Genomic DNA, 17,567 nt, shown 5'->3' on the forward strand with positions numbered 1-17,567 from the left:
CGAAGAACCCGTGCGGCGCCGCTCAGTGCCCGGCCAGCGGGTAGGGCGGCTTGCCGCGCGTGCCCACCATCAGGTCGGGCACCACGGTCTCGACGTCGGCCACGGTGCGCGCCGCGCGTTCGAGCCTGCGGGCCATCGCCGCGTCGGGCACGCAGCCCTGCAGGTAGACCCAGCGGCGCTGCACCGTGACCCACACGCTGCTGCGGCGCACGCCCGGCACCGCGCGCAGCGCGGCACGCACCTTCGGCGCGAGCGGCTTGTCGTAGCGGTAGGCGTTGCTGTCGGTGCATTGGCCGGCGAGCCAGCAGCTGGTGCCGCGCTCCAGCCGCGAGTGGGTCTGCGCGCGGCGTTCCTCGGCGGTGTAGTAGGGGCCCTGCGGCATGGGGCAGGCCGGCAGGCCCGCGGCGACCTGGAAGAAGGGGTCGTCGAACCAGTTCTGCCGCAGCGGCGACGGCTCGGCGGTGCCCTGCGCCGTGGCGATCCGCGCGGCGAGCAGCAGGACGGCCAGCAGCGCGGGGTGCTTCACAACGGGTGCTCGGTGTAGAAGCGCCCGCCGTGGAACAGCAGCGGCGAGGCGTCGGGGTCGTGCGTGCAGCGCTCCACCTCGCCCACGAAGATCACGTGGTCGCCTTCGTCGTAGCGGCTGCGGTTGAAGCACTCGAAGCTGGCCGCCGCACCCTGCAGCACCGGCGCGCCGCCCAGGCCGTCGGTGTAGGCCACGTCGGCCCAGCGGTCGATGTTCTTGGTGGCGAAGCGTTCCGCCAGCGCCTTCTGGTTGGCGGCCAGGATGTTGACCGCGTAGTGCGAGCCGGCGCGCAGCGCCGACATCGACGCCGCCGCGCGCGCCAGGCTCCACAGCACCAGTGGCGGCGCGAGCGACACCGAGTTGAACGAGTTGGCCGTGAGGCCGACCAGGCTGCCGTCGGCCGCGCGTGCGGTGACGATGGTCACGCCGGTGGCGAACATGCCGAGTGCCTTGCGGAATTCGCCGGGCGAGAAGGTGGGGGGCTGGGCCCGGCGGGAAGTGGTCACGGGAGAACGGACGGCAAGGCGGTGAACGGCGGAGAAGGGGCCATTTTGGCTCAGGCTCTGGCGGGCTGCTGAACCGGCCCGAGCAACTCGGTCACCAGCCGGGTATAGACCGTGGCGGCGGCCGAGGGCGTGCGGCCTGCCAGCGTCACCAGGCTGTAGTGGGTGCGCATGCGCGACAGGCCCGCCACCGGCAGCGGCGCGAGCGCGGCGGTCTCGGGCGCGAGGCCGGGCGCGTGGGGCGCGAGGATCACCGCGTGGGCCGTGAGTGCGAGGTGCCGCAGCGTGTCGGCGTCGTCGCAGGTCACGTTGAACACGCCGCGGTCGGTGCGGCGGATCTGCCGGTCGAAATGCGCGGCCACCTCGGCCGGCAGGTTGGGGCCGGCCACCGGGTAGTCCATGAGCTGCTCGAGCGTGACCGGCGCCGGCTGCCTGAGCAGCGGATGCCGGGGCCGCACGAAGAAGGACACCGGCACGTTGGGCAGCCGCGCCAGCTTCAGGCCGGGCTGCTTCTTCAGGTCGCGGGTGTCGGCGATGAACAGGTCGATCTGGCGCCGGTGCAGGCGCTCGCTGAGGGTGGGGGTGTCGGCCACTTCCATGCGCATCAGCAGCTGCGGGTGGCGCTGGGTCATGAGCGAGAGCGCCGCGCGCCCCAGCAGCCCGGCCGCGAACGGGCCCAGGCCGACGTTGAGGCTGCCGAGCGTGAGGCCTTCGAGCTGTTGCACCTCGCGCTGGATCTGCCGCGCGTCGGCGACCAGCTCGCGGGCCCGCGCCAGCACCAGCTCGCCGGCCTGCGTGAAGCGCACGGTGCCGTAGGCGCGGTCGACCAGGCGGGCCTTCAGCGCCTGCTCCAGCGCGTCGATGCTGCGCGAGAGCGCGGGCTGCGACAGGTGCACGGCCTGCGCGGCACGCCCGAAGCTGCCTTGCTCGGCGAGGGCGATCAGGTGCTGGAGGTGGCGCAGCTGCATTTTGCGTTTTGGTTCAAAAGCAAGCGCACATTTTGCATTTGCCAAGAGGTTGGGCGCTTCCGAAAATCGACCGCTGCCTTCCCGTGCTCCCGTCGTCCGACAGACCCCAACTCCGAGACATCGATGACCCGCATTGCTTCTGCTGCTCCCTTCGCGCCTACCCGTTTCTCCCTGGCCCTCGTCGCCTGGGCCTGCGCCTTCGCCGCCACCGCGCAGCCGGTGGTCGCGCCCAAGGCGGCCGAGCCCGTCACGCTGAAGGCCAACGCCGACATGGCGAAGGCGCTGCCTTTTGCGAACAAGCAGGACTTCGAGGACGCGATGCGCGGCTTCATCGGCACCGTGCCCGACGCACTGGTGAGCGGCAGCGGCCCGCGCCCGGTCTGGAACATGAAGCCCTACGACTTCCTGAAGGCGAACGAGGCGGCCGACACGGTCAACCCGAGCCTGTGGCGGCAGGCGCAGCTCAATGCCATCCACGGCCTGTTCAAGGTGACCGACCGCGTCTACCAGGTGCGCGGCTTCGACCTGGCGAACGTCACCATCGTCGAAGGCGACACCTCGCTGATCGTGATCGACCCGCTGCTGGCCGCCGAGACGGCGCGCGCCGCGCTCGAGCTGTACTACCAGCACCGCCCGAAGAAGCCGGTCGGCACGGTGATCTACACGCACGGCCACGCCGACCACTTCGGCGGCGTGAAGGGCGTGGTCAGCGAGGCCGACGTGGCCGCGGGCAAGGTGCAGGTGATTGCGCCTTCGGGCTTCATGGAGTCGGCGGTGGCCGAGAACATCCTGGCGGGCAATGCGATGAACCGCCGCTCGCAGTACCAGTTCGGCACGCTGCTGCCGCCGGGCGCGCGCGGGCAGGTCGACACGGGGCTGGGCAAGGCGCTGGCGCGCGGCAGCGTGACGCTGATCGCGCCCACTTCGACCATCGAGAAGACCACCGAGGAGCGCACCATCGACGGCGTGCAGATCGTGTTCCAGCTGGTGCCGGGCTCGGAGGCGCCGTCCGAGATGCTCATGTACCTGCCGCAGTTTCGCGTGCTCAACATGGCCGAGGACGTGACGCACAACATGCACAACCTGTACACGATCCGCGGCGCCGAGGTGCGCGACGGCAACCTGTGGGCCAAATACATCGACGAGGCCCGCGTGGCCTTCGGCGACAAGACCGACGTGCTGATCGCGCAGCACCACTGGCCCACCACGGGGCGCGAACGCATCGTCGACCTGCTGAAGAAGCAGCGCGACATGTACAAGTTCATCAACGACCAGTCGCTGCGCCTGCTGAACCACGGCTACACGGCGCCCGAGATCGCCGAGACGCTGCGCATGCCCGCGAGCCTGGAGCAGGAGTGGTCCACGCGCGGCTACTACGGCACGCTGCGCCACAACGCGAAGGCGGTCTACCAGAAGTACCTGGGCTGGTACGACGCGAACCCGGCCAACCTGAACCCGCTGCCGCCGGTGGCGCAGGCGAAGAAGACGGTCGAGTACATGGGTGGGGCCGATGCGGTGGTGGCACGGGCCCGCGAAGATTTCAAGAAGGGCGAGTACCGCTGGGTGGCGAGCGCGATGAGCCAGGTGGTGTACGCCGACCCGGCCAACCGCGCGGCGCGCGAACTCGGCGCCGATGCGCTGGAGCAGCTGGGCTACCAGTCGGAGGCGGGCACGTGGCGCAGCGCCTACCTGGTGGGCGCGATGGAACTGCGCAACGGCGTGCCGAAGATCCCGGGCGGCAGCAGCGCGAACGGCGACACGCTCAAGGCGGTGAGCAACGAGCTCTTCTTCGACTTCCTCGGCGTGCGGCTCGATGCGGCCAAGGCCGAGGGCAAGACCATGGTGGTCAACTGGAACTTCACCGATTCGAACCAGAAGTTCGTGCTGACGCTGGAGAACTCGGCGCTCACGCACGTGAAGAACCAGCAGGCGGCCGGTGCAGACGCCACGGTCACATTGAGCCGGGCGACGCTCGATGCGATCACCTTGAAGCAGACGACGTTCCCCGAGGCCGTGCAGTCGGGGCAGGTGAAGATCGATGGCAACCGCGCGAAGCTCGGGGAGCTGTTCGGGATGCTCGACAACTTCGACCTGATGTTCCCCGTGGTGGAGCCCCGCAAGTAAGCGGGCTCAGCCGAAGAACCAGTAGCAGACCGCGATCGCGGCCACCACCCCCGCAAGCTCCGCCAGCAAGGCACAGGCCACGGTGTGCCGCGCACGCTGGATGCCCACCGCGCCGAAGTACACCGCCAGCACGTAGAACGTGGTTTCGGTGCTGCCCTGGATGGTGGCGGCCACCAGCGCGGGGAAGCTGTCGACGCCCTGGGTCTTCATGGTCTCGATGAGCATCGCGCGGGCCGCGCTGCCCGAGAAGGGCTTGACGAGCGCCGTGGGCATGGCGTCGACAAAGCGCGCGTCCCAGCCGCCCGCCTGCACCAGCCAGCGCAGGCCGTCGAGCGCGAAATCGAGCGCGCCCGAGGCGCGCAGCACGCCCACCGCGCACAGCATCGCGACAAGGTAGGGCAGCAGGTGCTTCGCGATGTCGAAGCCTTCCTTCGCGCCTTCGACAAAGGCCTCGTAGACCTTGATGCGCCGGATCGCGCCGGCCGCCAGGAACACGATGATCACGCCGAACAGCGTGAGGTTGCCCAGCAGCGACGACAGCGAGGCGATGGCCGCCGCCGACAGCGTGCCCAGCAGCGCCATGAAACCGCCCAGCAGCAGCGCGCCCGGCACCAGGTAGGCCAGCACCACCGGGTCCCACAGCCGCAGGCGCTGCACCACCGCCACCGACAGCAGGCCCACCAGCGTCGAGGCGCTCGTGGCCAGCAGGATCGGCAGGAACACCAGCGTCGGGTCGCTGGCGCCCTGTTGCGCCCGGTACATGAAGATGGTGACGGGAAGCAAGGTCAGTGACGAGGCGTTGAGCACCAGGAACAGGATCTGCGCGTTGGTGGCCGTCACGGGGTCGGGGTTCAGGCGCTGCAGTTCGCGCATGGCCTTCAGGCCGATCGGCGTGGCGGCGTTGTCCAGCCCCAGCGCGTTGGCCGCGAAGTTCATCGTGATGAGCCCGAGTGCGGGGTGCCCGGCCGGCACGCCCGGCATCAGCCGCCGGAACAGCGGCCCGAGCAGGCGCGCGAGCCAGCCGACGAGGCCGGCGGTTTCCGCGATGCGCAGGAAGCCCAGCCACAGCGTGAGCGTGCCGAACAGCAGCACCATCACCTCGACGGCCAGCCGCGCCATCGCGAACAGGCTTTCGACCAGCGCCGCGAACACGGTCGGGTCGCCGCCGACGAGCCACCGTCCCAGCGCTGCGAGCGCCGCCATCCCGAAGAACCCCAGCCACAACCCATTGAGCACGCGTTTTTTCCTTCTTTTCGTTGGCTGCCGTGTGTGCCGTTGATCATAGGGCGGCATGCCGCCCGGGCCGGGCTCTGCGGCGCTACAGTGCAACCCATGGCCGCCGCCCTGTTCCGCCTCCGTCGCTTCGTCGCCCTGGTGTCGAGCGGGCTGGCCCTCGCCTGGCTCGCGGGCTGCGCCAGCCTGCCGCCGCCGCAGCCGCACCCGGTGCTCACGAACGCGATCACCGACGTGGCCGACACCGACCTGGGCCGGCTGGCCGCCCAGGACGCGCCGCAGGGCGGGGCGGCGGGGCTGTCGGGCTTCCGGCTGCTGCCCGAGGCGGCGTTCGCGTTCGATGCGCGCATCTCGCTGGCGCGGCATGCGCAGAAGTCGCTCGACGTGCAGTACTACCTGATCAGCAACGACGACGTCGGCCTGCTGTTCCTCAAGGAGCTGCGCGAGGCCGCCGCGCGCGGCGTGCGCGTGCGGCTGCTGGTGGACGACCTGTACACGGCGGGCGAGGACGAGGTGTTCAGCAGCCTCTCGGCCTTTCCGAACATCGAGGTGCGGCTGTTCAACCCGCTGCCTTCGCGCGCCGGCTCGTTGCCCGCGCGGCTGCTGTTCTCGCTGGGCGACTTCGGGCGCATCAACCACCGCATGCACAACAAGCTGCTGGTGGCCGACAACAGCTTCGCCGTCTCGGGCGGGCGCAACATCGCCAACGAGTACTTCATGCGCAGCACGGCGGCGAACTTCATCGACATGGACGTGCTGTCCAGCGGGCCGATCGTGCGCCGCATGTCCGAGGGCTTCGACCGCTACTGGAACAGCGAGCACGCCTGGCCCATCGAGCGCATTGCGCCGCGGCGCGTGCCGGTGGAAGAAGCCCAGCGGCGCTTCGACACCCTGGCGCGCGCGGCCGTGCCCGACGTGCCCATGCGCCAGCGTGACATCCTGAACAAGTCGCCGCTCGGCGAGCAGCTCACTACCGGCCGCATCGACCGCTACTGGGCCCCGGCCACGCTGTTCGTGGACGACCCCGACAAGATCACGCGCAAGGCCGAGGCGGCCTACGGCGGCAGCGTGACCGAGGGTGCGCTCGGCGTGATCCAGGCGGCGAAGCACGAAGTGAAGATCGGCTCGCCGTACTTCATTCCGGGCGCGCGCGGCATGGCGATGATGAAGGCGACCATCGAGCGCGGCGGGCGCATCACGGTGGTCACCAATTCGCTGGGCGCCACCGACGAACCGCTGGCCTATGCGGGCTACGAGCGCTACCGCGCCGACATGCTGAAGATCGGCGTCACCATCTACGAGATCGCGCCCACGCTCACCGGGCGTTCGGGGCGCTTCGGCGACTTCGGCAAGTCGATCAGCCGGCTGCACGCCAAGCTGGCCATCGTGGACGACGAGCGCTTCTTCGTCGGCTCGATGAACCTCGACCACCGCTCGGCCGCCGTCAACACCGAGATGGGCCTGGTGATCGACAGCCCGCGGCTGGTGCAGGACTACGACAAGCTCATGAACGGCGAGCGCGTCAACCTGGGCTACCGGCTGCGGCTCGCGCCGGGCGGGCGGCGCGTGCAGTGGCTCGAATACGACGACGCCGGCGGCGACATCGTGCACGAGGACGAACCGGGCGAATTCCTCTGGCTGCGCTTCAAGAACTGGCTGCTTTTACCCATCGTGGGCGAGGAGCTGCTCTAGGGTTTGTCATGACCGATCCAGTGAGGTGCGTTACATTTCTGTTTGAAATGTGAACTTTTGTCACCGACTATTGGAGGCTTTGATCATGACCGTCCCCGTGCCGCGCGAGTCGACCGCGCCGCTTTCCACCAGCCGCCGCCGTGCCCTTTCCGGGCTGGCCGCCACGACGGCCGCCGCGGCCGGCGTCGGGCTGGGATTTCCGGCGTTCGCGCAGAACCGTGCGATCCGCATCGGGACGACCTTCGACAACAGCAGCGTCGAAAAGGCCAACGGCCAGGGGCTGTACCAGGGCTCCACCGCGTTCTTCAACGCGCTGAACAAGGCTGGCGGCATCCATGGCAGCAAGGTCGAGCTCGTGATGGCCGACGACACCTTCAAGCCCGAGGTGGCCAAGGCCAACGCGCTGGCCTTCGAAAAAGACGGCTCGGTGCTCGCGCTGGTGCACCCGCTGGGCACGCGCCAGACCGCCGAGGTGATGGACGCGGTGCCCGGCATGGCCGTGGTCGGCCCCATCACCGGCACCATCGCACTGCGCAAGAAGACCTCGCCCAACACCTTCTGGGTGCGCGCCAACTACGACCAGGAGGTCGACAAGCTGGTGAGCACTGCCGCCGTGCTGGGCCAGACCCGCATCGGCCTCGTGCATTCGAACGACCCGCTGGGCCAGTCGGTGCTGGCGGCGTTCAAGAACGCGCTGGCCAAGGCCAAGCTGGAGCCGGCGGTGATCGCCACCACGCCCAACACCACGAGCATGGAAGTGGGCCCGGCCGCCGAGGCCATCGCCAAGGCCAAGCCGCAGGTGGTGGTGGTCGGCCTGGCTGGCACGGCGCCGGTGTTTTTGAAGGCGCTGCGCGGCGCGGGCAACAGCAGCTCGGCCTACGGCCTGTCGATCACGGCCAGCGCGCTGTCGGCCATGGGCGACCTGGCGCGCGGCCTGGGCTTCGTGATCGTGGTGCCGTCGCCGTACTCGACCAAGTTCGAGATCGTGCGCCGCTACCAGGCCGACATGGTGGCCAACGGCACCAAGGACTTCTCGCTCACCAGCCTGGAGGGCTACATGAACGCCGCCGTGCTGGCCGAGGGCCTGCGCCGCGCCGGCCCCTCGCCGACGCGCGCCGCCGTGCTCGGCGGCATGGCGAGCATCGAGAACTTCGACCTCGGCGGCGTGAAGATCAACTACGGCCGCTCCAACCGCGAAGGCGGCCAGTTCGTGGACGTGGCCGTGATCGGCAGCCGCGGGCAGATGCTGAGCTGATGCGGTCGAGGCGTACCGCGCGCTGCGGCGCACGGTAGCGCCTGCCGGTACGCCGGCGCACGCGCGGCCCTGTCGCGGGTCGGCGTGCTTACAGTGCGGCCATGACCCTCGAACTCATCCTGGGCCTCGGCCTGCTGGCCCTGGTGCTGCTGGACCTGGCCCTGTTCTTCCTCGTGCGCTGGGCCGTGCTGCGCGAGCACCTCGGTCCGCTGGCGGCCAGCCTCGTCTACGGCCTGTGCCTGGCCGCGCTGCCGTACTTCGTGTGGTGGGGCCTGGGCACCCACGTGCTGTTCGGCAAGGACACGACCTTCCTGGCGCGCGTGGTGGACGTCGGCCTGGCCTTCATCCTGTACACCTGCGTGTGGCTGTCGTGGGGCGTGAGCCTGATCGCCGGGGGGCTGGCGTCGTGGCGTTTCTTCGTGCGGGCCCGGCGGATCGGCCTGGCCTGACGGCTCAGCCGGCTGGCGCCTCGGCGATGCCGACGCCCAGCAAGCCTTCGAGCAGCTCCTTGTCGGCCGCCAGCGCCGCGCTCGGGCCGGCGTGCACGACGGTGCCGCGCTCCAGCACGATCGCCTGGTGCGTCATGTCCAGGGCCAGCACCGGGTGCTGCTCCACCACGATCGAGGCCAGACCTTCCGATTCGCACAGGCGCCGGATCGCCGCGGCCAGCTCTTCCACGATGATCGGCGCGAGGCCCTCCATGGGCTCGTCGAGCAGCAGCAGTTTCGGGTTGGTCATGAGCGCGCGGCCGATGGCCAGCATCTGCTGCTCGCCGCCCGAAAGCTGGTTGCCGTAGTTGCCGCGCCGCTCGCGCAGGCGCGGAAAGAATTCGTAGACGCGCTGCAAGGTCCAGCTGCCGGGGCGGGCGATCACCGTGAGGTTTTCTTCCACCGTGAGCGAGGGGAACACCTCGCGCTCCTGCGGCACCCAGCCCAGCCCCGCGCGCACGCGCTGGTGCGCGGGCCAGCGCGTGATGTCGGCGCCCTGCCAGCGGATCGCGCCTTGCATCACGCGGGTGTTGCCCATCAGCGTTTCGAGCAGCGTGGTCTTGCCCACGCCGTTGCGCCCGAGGATGGCCAGGCTTTCGCCGGGCCGCAGCGAGAAGTCGAGGCGGTCGAGGACCACGGCGTTGCCGTAGCCGGCGGTGACGCGGTCGAAGGCGAGGGCGGCGGTTGCGGTGTCAGCCATGGTGGTGCGAGCTTCCCAGGTAGACCTCGCGCACGCGCGGGTCGGCGCCGATCTCGGCGGGCGTGCCTTCGGTGAGGATGCGTCCGCCCACCAGCACCGAGATGCGGCGCGCAAAGCGGAACACGAGCTTCATGTCGTGCTCGATGAAGAGCACGCTGATGTCGGCCGGCAGCGCCGCGATGGCTTCGAAGAGTTCGCCGCTCTCGTCCTCCGGCACGCCGGCCGCGGGCTCGTCGAGCAGCAGGATGCGGGGCTTGGCGGCGAGTGCCAGCGCGATCTCGAGCAGCCGCTGCTTGCCGTAGGCCAGCTCGGCCACGGGCACGTCGGCCAGGGCGTCGAGCTTCAGCGTGGCGAGCAGCGCATGCGCTTCGTCGAACACGGCGGTGCAGCCCTTGAGCGGCCGCCACCAGGTGGCGCCCAGGCCTTCGCGCTCGCTGATCGCGAGCACCACCGACAGCAGCGGCGTGAGGCTGGGGAACAGCGTGTTGATCTGGAAGGTGCGCGCCAGCCCCATGCGGGCGCGCTTGTCGCCGGGCAGGCGCGTGATGTCGCGCGGGCCCAGGTGGATGTGGCCGCTGGTGGGCTTGAACACGCCCGTGAGCAGGTTGATGAGCGTGGTCTTGCCGGCGCCGTTGGGGCCGATCAGCGCCTGCCGCGCACCGGGCTCGAGCGACAGGTTGACGTCGCTCACGGCCTGGAAGGCGCCGAAGCGGATGCCCAGGTTCTGCGTGCGCAGCGCGTGCGTGGTGGTTGCGGTGGTGGAGCTCATCGCGCCTTCCCCGTGCGCACCACGCGCGAGAGCGCGCCCATGATCCCGCCGCGTCCCAGCATGACGGCCGCGATCAGGAAGATGCCGAGCCAGAACATCCAGTACTGCGGGTTCATGTCGGCGAACCAGTCGTGCACCAGCATGTAGACGATGGCGCCGATGAGGCCGCCGTACAGCCGCCCGGTGCCGCCGAGCACGAGGATGATCAGCACTTCGGCCGAGCGGTTGAAGCTGATCGATTCGATGCCCACGAACTGCGTGGTCTGCGCCAGCAGCGCGCCCGCCACGCCGGCCACGGCGGCCGACATCGCGTAGGCCATGCGCAGGCGCGCTTCCACCGGCGAGCCGATGGCCGTCATGCGCTTGCGGCTGTCGTGGATGCCGCGCAGCGCCAGGCCGAAGGGCGAGCGCAGCACCAGCCGCACGAGCAGGAACATCGCGAGCACCACGCCGAAGGCATAGCCGAACGCGGTCTTGCCGTAGAGGTCGAAGTCGAACAGGCCCAGCACCGGCGCGATCACCACGCCCTGCAGGCCGTCGGTGCCGCCCGTGATGCCCGAGAGCCGGTTGGCCAGCTCGAACAGCAGCACGCACACGCCGATGGTGATCATCAGCCGCGTGAGGTCGGCGCCGCGCACCACGAGGTAGCTCAGCACGTAGCCCAGCAGGCCGCACACGGCGAGCGCGAACGCCAGGCCGGTGAAGGGCTCGCTCCAGCCGTACTTGGCGAGCAGGCCGGCCGCATAGGCGCCCGCGCCGAAGAAGGCGGCGTGGCCCACGGTGAGGATGCCTGCGTAGCCCAGCGCCATGTCCAGCGACACGGCGAAGAGCCCGAAGATCATGATCTGGCTCATCAGCGTGAGCTTGTCGGGCAGGAGGAAGAAGCTCGAGGCGAGCGCGAGCCAGAAGGCGATTTCGGCCGCGCGCAGTTGCGCGGGGGAGAGGCTCAGCGGCTTCATGCGAGCCCCTTCTTGGCGACGATGCCGTTCGGGCGCACCAGCAGCATGACGATCATGAACACGTAGATGAGAAAGGCGCCCGTTTCAGGCAGGTAGTACTTGCCCGCCACGTCGACGATGCCGACCAGCAGCGCCGCGATGAACGGGCCGGTGACGGTGCCCGCACCGCCCACGCACACCACCATCAAGAAGTAGACGAGGTACTTGAGCGGGAACGACGGCTCCAGCCCCAGCATGCCCAGGCTCAGCGCGCCGCCCAGGCCCGCCAGGCCGCAGCCCAGCGAGAAGGTCAGGAAGAACAGGCGCTGCACGTGGATGCCCGTGCCGCCCGCCACGCGCTGGTTGTCGACGGCGGCGCGCACCATCGCACCGTAGCGCGTCTTGCCCAAGCCCAGCAGCAGCGCGACCAGCACCGCCACGCCGCAGCCGATCAGAAACAGGCGGTAGCGGCCCACTTCGAGGCCGAGCAACGACACCTGGCCTTCGAGCGCCTTCGGCAGCGTGAAGGGCTGCATCGTCGGTCCGAAGAAGTAGGTGAAGGCGGCGATCGAGACGAACACCACGCCGATCGACAGCAGCACCTGGTCCAGCGGGTGCGCGCGGTACAGCCGCCGGTAGAACACGAACTCCAGCACCGCGCCCACCACCGCCGCCGCCACGAAGGCCGCCGCCAGCGAGAGCCCGAAGCCCAGGCCCCACTGGTTCATGAGCACGCTGGCCGCATAGCCGCCCACCATCGCGAAACTGCCGTGCGCGAGGTTGACGAAATTCATGAGTCCCATCGTGATGGACAGGCCCACGCCGATGAGAAACAGGAGCATGCCGTAGGCCACTCCATCGAAGATCACGATGCCCATGAATTTCCTGCTTGCTGCGTGCTGGCTGGCGTTGGCTTACTTGGGAGCGGCTTCCTTGGCCGGGTCCTTGACGCGCTCGAACTTGTCGAACTCCACGTTCACCAGCTGGCCGTTGGCGCGCTCGGTCTTGCGGATGTAGACGGTCTGCACGATGTCGCGCGTGGCGGCGTCGATTTCGATCGGGCCGCGCGGGCTCTCGAAGCTCAGGCCCTTGAGCGCGTCCATGAACTTGTCGCCCGCGGTGTCGCCCTTGGTCTTGGCCAGCGCCAGGTCGATGGCGGCCATGGTGTCGTAGGCGGTCACGGCGAAGTAGCTGGGGCGCAGCTTGGCGCCGTTGTCGGCGGCGAAGTCCTTCACGAACTTCTGGTTCTTGGGCGAGTTGTGCGCGAACGAGTAGTGGTGGCTGGTCACGAGGCCCAGCGCCACGTCGCCGGTGGCGTCCAGGTAGCTGTCGTCGGTGGCTTCGCCGGTGGCGAACAGCTTGATGCCGGCCTGCTCCATGCCGCGCTCCTTCCACACCTTGAGGAAGGCCGGCGGCATCACGCCCGAGGGGAAGAAGAAGAACACGGCCTGGGGCTTGGCGTCCTTGATGCGCTGCACGTAGGCCGAGAAGTCGGGGTTGTTCATCGGCGTGCGCACCTCGCCCGAGACCTTGCCGCCGCCGGCGGTGAAGGCCTTCTTGAACGCGGTCTCGGCATCGACGCCCGAGGCGTAGTCGGCGACCACGGTGTAGGCGTCCTTCACGCCCTGCTTGAGCATGTAGCGCGCCATCGGGTCGGTGACCTGCTGCACGGTGAACGACAGGCGCGCCACGTAAGGCGAGCTGGTGGTGATGGCCGAAGAGGCGGCGTTCATCACCAGCGTGGGGATCTTGGCCTGCGTGGCGATGGCGCCCACGGCATAGGCGTTGGGGCTGAAGTCCAGGCCGGTGAGCACGTTCACCTTGTCGCGCACGATGAGCTCCTGCGCGATGCGCTTGGCGGCGTCGGGCGCGGGGCCGGCGGTGTCTTTCTTGATGATCTCGACGGCGCGCCCGCCCACCTTGCCGCCGTGCTCCTTCAGATAGAGCGCGATGCCGGCGTCGAACTGGCGGCCGTAGTCGGCGTAGGGGCCGGAGTAGGTCGCGATGAGGCCGATGCGCAGCGGCTCCGTGGTCTGGGCTTGAGCGGCACCCGCCATGCCGAGGCCGGCGAGCAGCAGGGTCGAGAGGAGGGTTCGCTTGGTCATCGTCGTCGTCATGAAAAAACGCCTTTCAGTGGGAGTGGAATGCGCCGCGCGGGCGCCGCTGGCTTGTAACCGGATGTTTGGCAGCGGGCGATGATGCCCGACGCGTTGGTCAGACCTGTGTATCGGGCACACGCACCGTGAGGCCATCGAGGGCGGCGCTCACGCTGAGCTGGCAACTCAGGCGCGAACCGGGCCGGCGCTCGGACGCGACGGCATCGAGCAGGGCGCTTTCCATGTCGTCGGGCGGCGGCAGCAGTTCGAGGAACGCGTCGTCGACGTAGACGTGGCAGGTCGCGCACGAGCAGCAGCCGCCGCACTCGGCGTCGATGCCGCGCACGTTGCCGCGGATGGCGGTCTCCATCACGCTGGCGCCGACCTTGGCGTCGACCTCGCGCGTGGTGCCGTCCTTGAGGATGTAGTGGATCGTGGGCATTGAAGGGTTCAGAACATGTCGAAGTACTCGCGGTGTTCCCACTCGCTGACTTCGAGGTTGAAGCGGGCGATCTCCGCTTCCTTGATGTGGCACAGGTAGTCGACGAAGGTCTTGCCCATCTGCGTGTTGAGCATCTCGTCGCGGCGCAGGCAGGCGAGGGCGTCGCCGAGCGATCGCGGCAGTTGCTCCGCCGGCGTTTCGTACGGCGCATCGGCCGAGGGGCCGGGGTCGGTCTGGTGGCGGATGCCGTCCAGCCCCGAGAACAGCTGCGACGCGAGGTACAGGTACGGGTTGGCCGTCGGCTCGCCCACGCGGTTCTCGATGCGCGAGGCGTTCTGGCCCGGACCGCCGAGCACGCGCAGCATCGCGCCGCGGTTGTCGCGGGCCCAGATCGCGCGGTCGGGCGCGAGCGAGAAGGGGCGGTAGCGGCGGTAGCCGTTGATCGTCGGGCTGGCGAGCGCGGCCGCGCCGCAGGCGTGCGCCTTCAGGCCGCCGAGGTAGTGCATGCCGATCTCGCTGAGGTCACGCCCGCCGGGCTCGGGCATGAAGGCGTTCACGCCGTCGCTCTTGCGGCGCAGCGACTGGTGCAGGTGCCAGCCGCTGGACATCACGTTCGGGATCTTCGGGCGGCACATGAAGGTGGCGTGCAGCCCGGCGCGCTGGCAGATCTGCTTGATGGCGCTGCGCAGCAGCACCATGGTGTCGGCCGGCGTCACGCCGGCCGTGGGGCCGAAGGTGAGCTCGAACTGGCTTGGGCCGAACTCGATCTCCAGCGAGCGCAGCGGCAGGCCGAGCGCCACGAGCTGCGAGCGCAGCAGCTCCATGAGGCCGTCGACGCGGTCGTAGCGCAGCTCGGTCAGGTACTGGTGGCCATGCGACAGCAGCGACACGCGCGGCGGCTCGCCAGGCTGGCCCGAGTCGGCCAGGCCCATGCGCGCGTCTTCGAGCTTGAACACGTGGAACTCGACCTCGAGGCCGGCGATGAAGTCCAGCCCGAGTTCGTCGAGCTGCGTCACCGCGCGCTGCAGGATCTGCCGCGTGGCGAAGGGGCAGGGCCGGCCGTCGGCCATGTAGGCGTCGCACAGGATCCAGCCGGTGCGCGGCGCCCAGGGCAGCACCTTGAAGGTGGCGGGGTCGGCCACGATGGTGAAGTCGGCGCCGCCCTGCAGGCCCTCGATGGCGAAGCCGCCGCCCTGCGTGAACACGGGGAACACGGTCTTGTGCGAGGTGTCCTTGGCCAGCAGGGTGGAGGTGAGGTTCACGCCCTCCCACAGGGCCGAGCGCGCTTCGCCCGCGACCAGGGTCTTGCCGCGCAGCAGGCCGTGCTGGTCGGGCCAGGCGAAGCGGACGGTGTCCACCTCGCCGCTGTCGATGCGGCGCACGAGTTCGCGCGCCTGCGCATGCTGGTCGGCCGACCAGAGACCGAAGCGGTCGACGAAGGTGTGGCTGTTCATGGCGCGTGCTCAGGCAGCAGCAGCCAGGCGTGCGGACGCCCAGTCGGACTTCAGGCGGCGCGCGCGGTCGGCGTCCTGCCAGTAGGCCTCGGTGGCGGCTTCGTCGACCACCTTGCCGATGCCGTCGATCGACGGCGGGCCGGTCATGGCGCTGGCCTGTACGGCGTCGATGAGCATCGGCGCGGTTTCGCCGGCGAGCGTGGCCTCGATGGCCTTCACCAGCACGCGGCGGTAGGCAATGATGCCCTTGTCGGTGCTGCCCAGGTGCTCGCGCGTGCGGTCCTGGATGGCGCCTTGCGACTCCACCGCCCACTGGTCGTGCACGTTGATGTCGTCGCCCATGCCGGTGTAGGTCTCGGTCAGCTGCTCCTCGATGCTGTAGCCGTAGTTGTTGCGCTTGTTCTTGCGCGAGGTGTAGTCGGGCAGCTCGTAGAGCTTCAGGCGCTGGTCGCGCATCTGCTGCTTGTCGACCGGGCCGGTGAAGCTGGTGAACACGGCATACCAGTAGCAGTGCGTGTCGTCCACGGGCACGTGCCACTGCGAGATGGTCATCTCGGCGCTCATCGGGATCACGAAGGCCTGCGGGAACACCACGTTGGTCACGCGCACGTGGGTGGTGTCTTCGGAGAGCTTGCGCAGCGCCTTCAGGCGGAAGCCGTAGTCGGTGGGCTCCACGCTGATGTCGGGGCGGTCGTACTCGCGCAGCACCTTGGTGATGGGCATGTCGGAGTCGGCCGAGGCGCCGCGGAACTGCTTGCCGTAGCTTTCCGACGTGTCGGCGTCCTCGAAGAAGCGGTGCAGGTACGAGGCGTGCGCGGGGTCGATGCCCACCTCGAGCGCCTGCAGCCAGTTGCATTCGAAGAGGCCCTTGAACGCGAAGGTGTGGCTGTCGGGCGCGACGAAGCAGTCGAAGTCGGGGAAGGCCGGGGGCTCGCCCTCGCCGATGTACGCGAAGACGATGCCGGCCTTCTCGACCACCGGGTAGGCCGACTGCTTGATGCGGCTGCACAGCTTGCTGGTGGCGGGCTCGGCCGGGGTTTCGAGGCAGTTGCCCTTGGCGTCGAACAGCCAGCCGTGGAAGGCGCAGCGGATGCCGCCGTTTTCCAGCCGGCCGAAGGCGAGGTCGGCGCCGCGGTGCGGGCAGTCGCGGTCGAGCATGCCGAGCTGGCCGCTCTCATCGCGGAACAGCACGAAGTCCTGGCCCATGAGCTTCACGGGCTTGACCGGGCGCGGGCCCGCCAGTTCGTCGGCCAGGGCCACCGGCTGCCAGTAGCGGCGCAGCAGCTTGCCGGCGGGCGCGCCGGGTCCGACGCGGGTGATGAAATCGTTTTGCTCGGCGCTGATCATCGTGCGGGCTCCATCGAGAGGTCTTTGTCAGAAGGCCTGCAGGCATTGCATGCAGTTGTATGCATTGTCTTGGTGATTTTTGACAAAGGTCAAACTTTCATCGGCCGATTCGCCCTGTTTTGGGGCTTGAAGCGGCCATATATAGGGTTAACTCTGAGGTGGTTGTGTGTTTTTGACACACTTCTGTTTGCAGTGCATGCAACAACCGCGCCCGTTTGGCTATGCTGCGTGCAGTGGCGGGCGGGTCTCCTAGAATCCGCCCATTCATCCCTCTCCTTGTTGCCCTGGCGCCTCCCGATGGACTCCCAACAATCCCGCGTGCTCGTGCAACTGCGCGACCTGATCCTCAAGGGCGAATTCGTGCCCGGAGAGCGGCTGGCCGAGATCCCGCTGGCCGAGAAGCTCGGGGCCTCGCGCACGCCAGTGCGCCTGGCGCTGGCCAGCCTCGAGCACGAAGGCCTCATCGAGCAGTCGCCCAGCGGCGGCTACCAGATGCGCCGCTTCACCTCGCAGGAAGTGGCCGACGCCATCCGCGTGCGCGGCGTGATCGAGGGCTTTGCCGCCCGCCTGCTGGCGGAAGACGGCGTGTCGCGCCAGCTGCTGCGCGACCTGAAGGACTGCCTGGAAGACGGCGATCGCGCCGTCAACAAGCCCAGCATGGAGATCGACGACTACGCCGCCTACGTCGAGATGAACGACCGCTTCCACCGGCTGATCCTCGAAGGTTGCGGCAACCTCGCGCTCAAGCGCGTGATGGACATGCTCGGCGGCCAGCCCTTCGCCGCGCCCAGCGCGATGCTGCCCATGCAGTCGTCGATGGAGGAGGGCCAGCAGTGGATGCGCCAGGCGCACCGCACGCACCACGCGATGGTGCAGGCGATCGAGCGCGGCCAGGGCTCGCGCGCGCAGGCGCTCGGCGAGGAGCACGTCGAGATCGCGCGCATGAACCTCGACTACGCGCTGGAGCGGCCCGAGCTCGCGGCCGAACTCATGCCGGGCATCCGGCTCGTGGCCAAGGGGCGCAGCGCCTGA

General features: G+C 69.2%; 17 protein-coding genes. 5 read left to right on the plus strand and 12 right to left on the minus strand.

Annotated elements, in window-relative coordinates:
* Positions 1-22 precede the first annotated feature (22 nt).
* Genes FFI97_RS29490 through FFI97_RS29500 form a run of 3 tightly spaced genes read right to left on the minus strand, consistent with a single transcriptional unit; the run spans position 23 to position 1,997 of the window.
* Positions 23-526: a BON domain-containing protein gene (locus tag FFI97_RS29490; RefSeq protein ID WP_139703536.1), complete on the minus strand. Its 504-nt coding sequence runs from the start codon at positions 524-526 to the stop codon at positions 23-25.
* A complete protein-coding gene (locus FFI97_RS29495; RefSeq protein WP_139703538.1) occupies positions 523-1,032 on the minus strand; it encodes a flavin reductase family protein in 510 nt (169 codons plus the stop codon). Before FFI97_RS29495 ends, FFI97_RS29490 begins: the two co-directional genes overlap by 4 nt.
* A 50-nt stretch (positions 1,033-1,082) precedes the next feature.
* On the minus strand, positions 1,083-1,997 hold the full coding sequence (locus tag FFI97_RS29500) for a LysR family transcriptional regulator (protein WP_139703541.1): 915 nt from the start codon (positions 1,995-1,997) through the stop codon (positions 1,083-1,085).
* Positions 1,998-2,120: 123 nt separating this feature from the next.
* Between FFI97_RS29500 and FFI97_RS29505 the strand changes: the two genes are divergently transcribed.
* A complete protein-coding gene (locus FFI97_RS29505) occupies positions 2,121-4,121 on the plus strand; it encodes an alkyl/aryl-sulfatase (RefSeq protein WP_139703542.1) in 2,001 nt (666 codons plus the stop codon).
* 6 nt (positions 4,122-4,127) lie between these two features.
* Here the strand turns inward: FFI97_RS29505 and FFI97_RS29510 are convergent, their stop codons facing one another.
* Complete coding sequence (locus FFI97_RS29510) at positions 4,128-5,357, minus strand: nucleoside recognition domain-containing protein (protein ID WP_139703544.1); 1,230 nt, start codon at positions 5,355-5,357, stop codon at positions 4,128-4,130.
* 96 nt (positions 5,358-5,453) lie between these two features.
* Here FFI97_RS29510 and FFI97_RS29515 point away from each other — a divergent pair, with 96 nt between their 5' ends.
* From FFI97_RS29515 to FFI97_RS29525, 3 genes are all read left to right on the plus strand, one after another.
* Positions 5,454-7,046: a phospholipase D family protein gene (locus tag FFI97_RS29515; RefSeq protein WP_139703546.1), complete on the plus strand. Its 1,593-nt coding sequence runs from the start codon at positions 5,454-5,456 to the stop codon at positions 7,044-7,046.
* Positions 7,047-7,131: 85 nt separating this feature from the next.
* Complete coding sequence (locus FFI97_RS29520) at positions 7,132-8,301, plus strand: ABC transporter substrate-binding protein (protein ID WP_139703547.1); 1,170 nt, start codon at positions 7,132-7,134, stop codon at positions 8,299-8,301.
* A 101-nt stretch (positions 8,302-8,402) separates the two neighbouring features.
* Positions 8,403-8,750 (plus strand): hypothetical protein, encoded by a 348-nt coding sequence (locus FFI97_RS29525; RefSeq protein WP_139703549.1) that lies wholly within the window; start codon positions 8,403-8,405, stop codon positions 8,748-8,750.
* 4 nt (positions 8,751-8,754) lie between these two features.
* Here the strand turns inward: FFI97_RS29525 and FFI97_RS29530 are convergent, their stop codons facing one another.
* The 8 genes from FFI97_RS29530 to FFI97_RS29565 form a co-directional block, all read right to left on the minus strand.
* Positions 8,755-9,489 carry an ABC transporter ATP-binding protein gene (locus FFI97_RS29530; protein WP_095743123.1) on the minus strand — a complete coding sequence of 245 codons (735 nt, stop codon included), beginning with the start codon at positions 9,487-9,489 and terminating at the stop codon, positions 8,755-8,757.
* Positions 9,482-10,258, minus strand: a complete 777-nt coding sequence (locus tag FFI97_RS29535; protein WP_139703551.1) for an ABC transporter ATP-binding protein — start codon at positions 10,256-10,258, stop codon at positions 9,482-9,484. The genes FFI97_RS29530 and FFI97_RS29535 overlap by 8 nt, the downstream gene beginning before the upstream one ends.
* Positions 10,255-11,217: a branched-chain amino acid ABC transporter permease gene (locus FFI97_RS29540; RefSeq protein WP_095743125.1), complete on the minus strand. Its 963-nt coding sequence runs from the start codon at positions 11,215-11,217 to the stop codon at positions 10,255-10,257. The genes FFI97_RS29535 and FFI97_RS29540 overlap by 4 nt, the downstream gene beginning before the upstream one ends.
* Complete coding sequence (locus FFI97_RS29545) at positions 11,214-12,074, minus strand: branched-chain amino acid ABC transporter permease (protein WP_062470478.1); 861 nt, start codon at positions 12,072-12,074, stop codon at positions 11,214-11,216. Before FFI97_RS29545 ends, FFI97_RS29540 begins: the two co-directional genes overlap by 4 nt.
* Positions 12,075-12,110: 36 nt before the next feature.
* Positions 12,111-13,313, minus strand: coding sequence for an ABC transporter substrate-binding protein (locus FFI97_RS29550; RefSeq protein WP_260685217.1), 1,203 nt, complete (start codon positions 13,311-13,313; stop codon positions 12,111-12,113).
* Positions 13,314-13,410: 97 nt separating this feature from the next.
* Entirely contained in the window at positions 13,411-13,734 is a 324-nt protein-coding gene (locus FFI97_RS29555; RefSeq protein WP_062470484.1) for a 2Fe-2S iron-sulfur cluster-binding protein, read from the minus strand.
* Positions 13,735-13,742: 8 nt separating this feature from the next.
* Positions 13,743-15,188, minus strand: coding sequence for a glutamine synthetase family protein (locus FFI97_RS29560; RefSeq protein WP_139703553.1), 1,446 nt, complete (start codon positions 15,186-15,188; stop codon positions 13,743-13,745).
* A gap of 9 nt (positions 15,189-15,197) precedes the next feature.
* Complete coding sequence (locus FFI97_RS29565) at positions 15,198-16,535, minus strand: aromatic ring-hydroxylating dioxygenase subunit alpha (RefSeq protein WP_139703555.1); 1,338 nt, start codon at positions 16,533-16,535, stop codon at positions 15,198-15,200.
* 297 nt (positions 16,536-16,832) lie between these two features.
* Between FFI97_RS29565 and FFI97_RS29570 the strand changes: the two genes are divergently transcribed.
* Complete coding sequence (locus FFI97_RS29570; protein ID WP_139703557.1) at positions 16,833-17,567, plus strand: GntR family transcriptional regulator; 735 nt, start codon at positions 16,833-16,835, stop codon at positions 17,565-17,567.

The sequence above is a fragment of the Variovorax sp. KBS0712 genome (genome assembly GCF_006323185.2).
GTDB lineage: Bacteria > Pseudomonadota > Gammaproteobacteria > Burkholderiales > Burkholderiaceae_C > Variovorax > Variovorax boronicumulans.

What these genes read in the sequence shown, in the direction of transcription:
- FFI97_RS29500 (WP_139703541.1), bottom strand. Translation starts at nt 1,997, where the DNA reads ATGCAGCTGCGCCACCTCCAGCACCTGATCGCCCTCGCCGAGCAAGGC.
- FFI97_RS29505 (WP_139703542.1), top strand. Translation starts at nt 2,121, where the DNA reads ATGACCCGCATTGCTTCTGCTGCTCCCTTCGCGCCTACCCGTTTCTCC.
- FFI97_RS29515 (WP_139703546.1), top strand. Translation starts at nt 5,454, where the DNA reads ATGGCCGCCGCCCTGTTCCGCCTCCGTCGCTTCGTCGCCCTGGTGTCG.
- FFI97_RS29520 (WP_139703547.1), top strand. Translation starts at nt 7,132, where the DNA reads ATGACCGTCCCCGTGCCGCGCGAGTCGACCGCGCCGCTTTCCACCAGC.
- FFI97_RS29525 (WP_139703549.1), top strand. Translation starts at nt 8,403, where the DNA reads ATGACCCTCGAACTCATCCTGGGCCTCGGCCTGCTGGCCCTGGTGCTG.
- FFI97_RS29530 (WP_095743123.1), bottom strand. Translation starts at nt 9,489, where the DNA reads ATGGCTGACACCGCAACCGCCGCCCTCGCCTTCGACCGCGTCACCGCC.
- FFI97_RS29535 (WP_139703551.1), bottom strand. Translation starts at nt 10,258, where the DNA reads ATGAGCTCCACCACCGCAACCACCACGCACGCGCTGCGCACGCAGAAC.
- FFI97_RS29540 (WP_095743125.1), bottom strand. Translation starts at nt 11,217, where the DNA reads ATGAAGCCGCTGAGCCTCTCCCCCGCGCAACTGCGCGCGGCCGAAATC.
- FFI97_RS29545 (WP_062470478.1), bottom strand. Translation starts at nt 12,074, where the DNA reads ATGGGCATCGTGATCTTCGATGGAGTGGCCTACGGCATGCTCCTGTTT.
- FFI97_RS29550 (WP_260685217.1), bottom strand. Translation starts at nt 13,313, where the DNA reads ATGACGACGACGATGACCAAGCGAACCCTCCTCTCGACCCTGCTGCTC.
- FFI97_RS29555 (WP_062470484.1), bottom strand. Translation starts at nt 13,734, where the DNA reads ATGCCCACGATCCACTACATCCTCAAGGACGGCACCACGCGCGAGGTC.
- FFI97_RS29560 (WP_139703553.1), bottom strand. Translation starts at nt 15,188, where the DNA reads ATGAACAGCCACACCTTCGTCGACCGCTTCGGTCTCTGGTCGGCCGAC.
- FFI97_RS29565 (WP_139703555.1), bottom strand. Translation starts at nt 16,535, where the DNA reads ATGATCAGCGCCGAGCAAAACGATTTCATCACCCGCGTCGGACCCGGC.
- FFI97_RS29570 (WP_139703557.1), top strand. Translation starts at nt 16,833, where the DNA reads ATGGACTCCCAACAATCCCGCGTGCTCGTGCAACTGCGCGACCTGATC.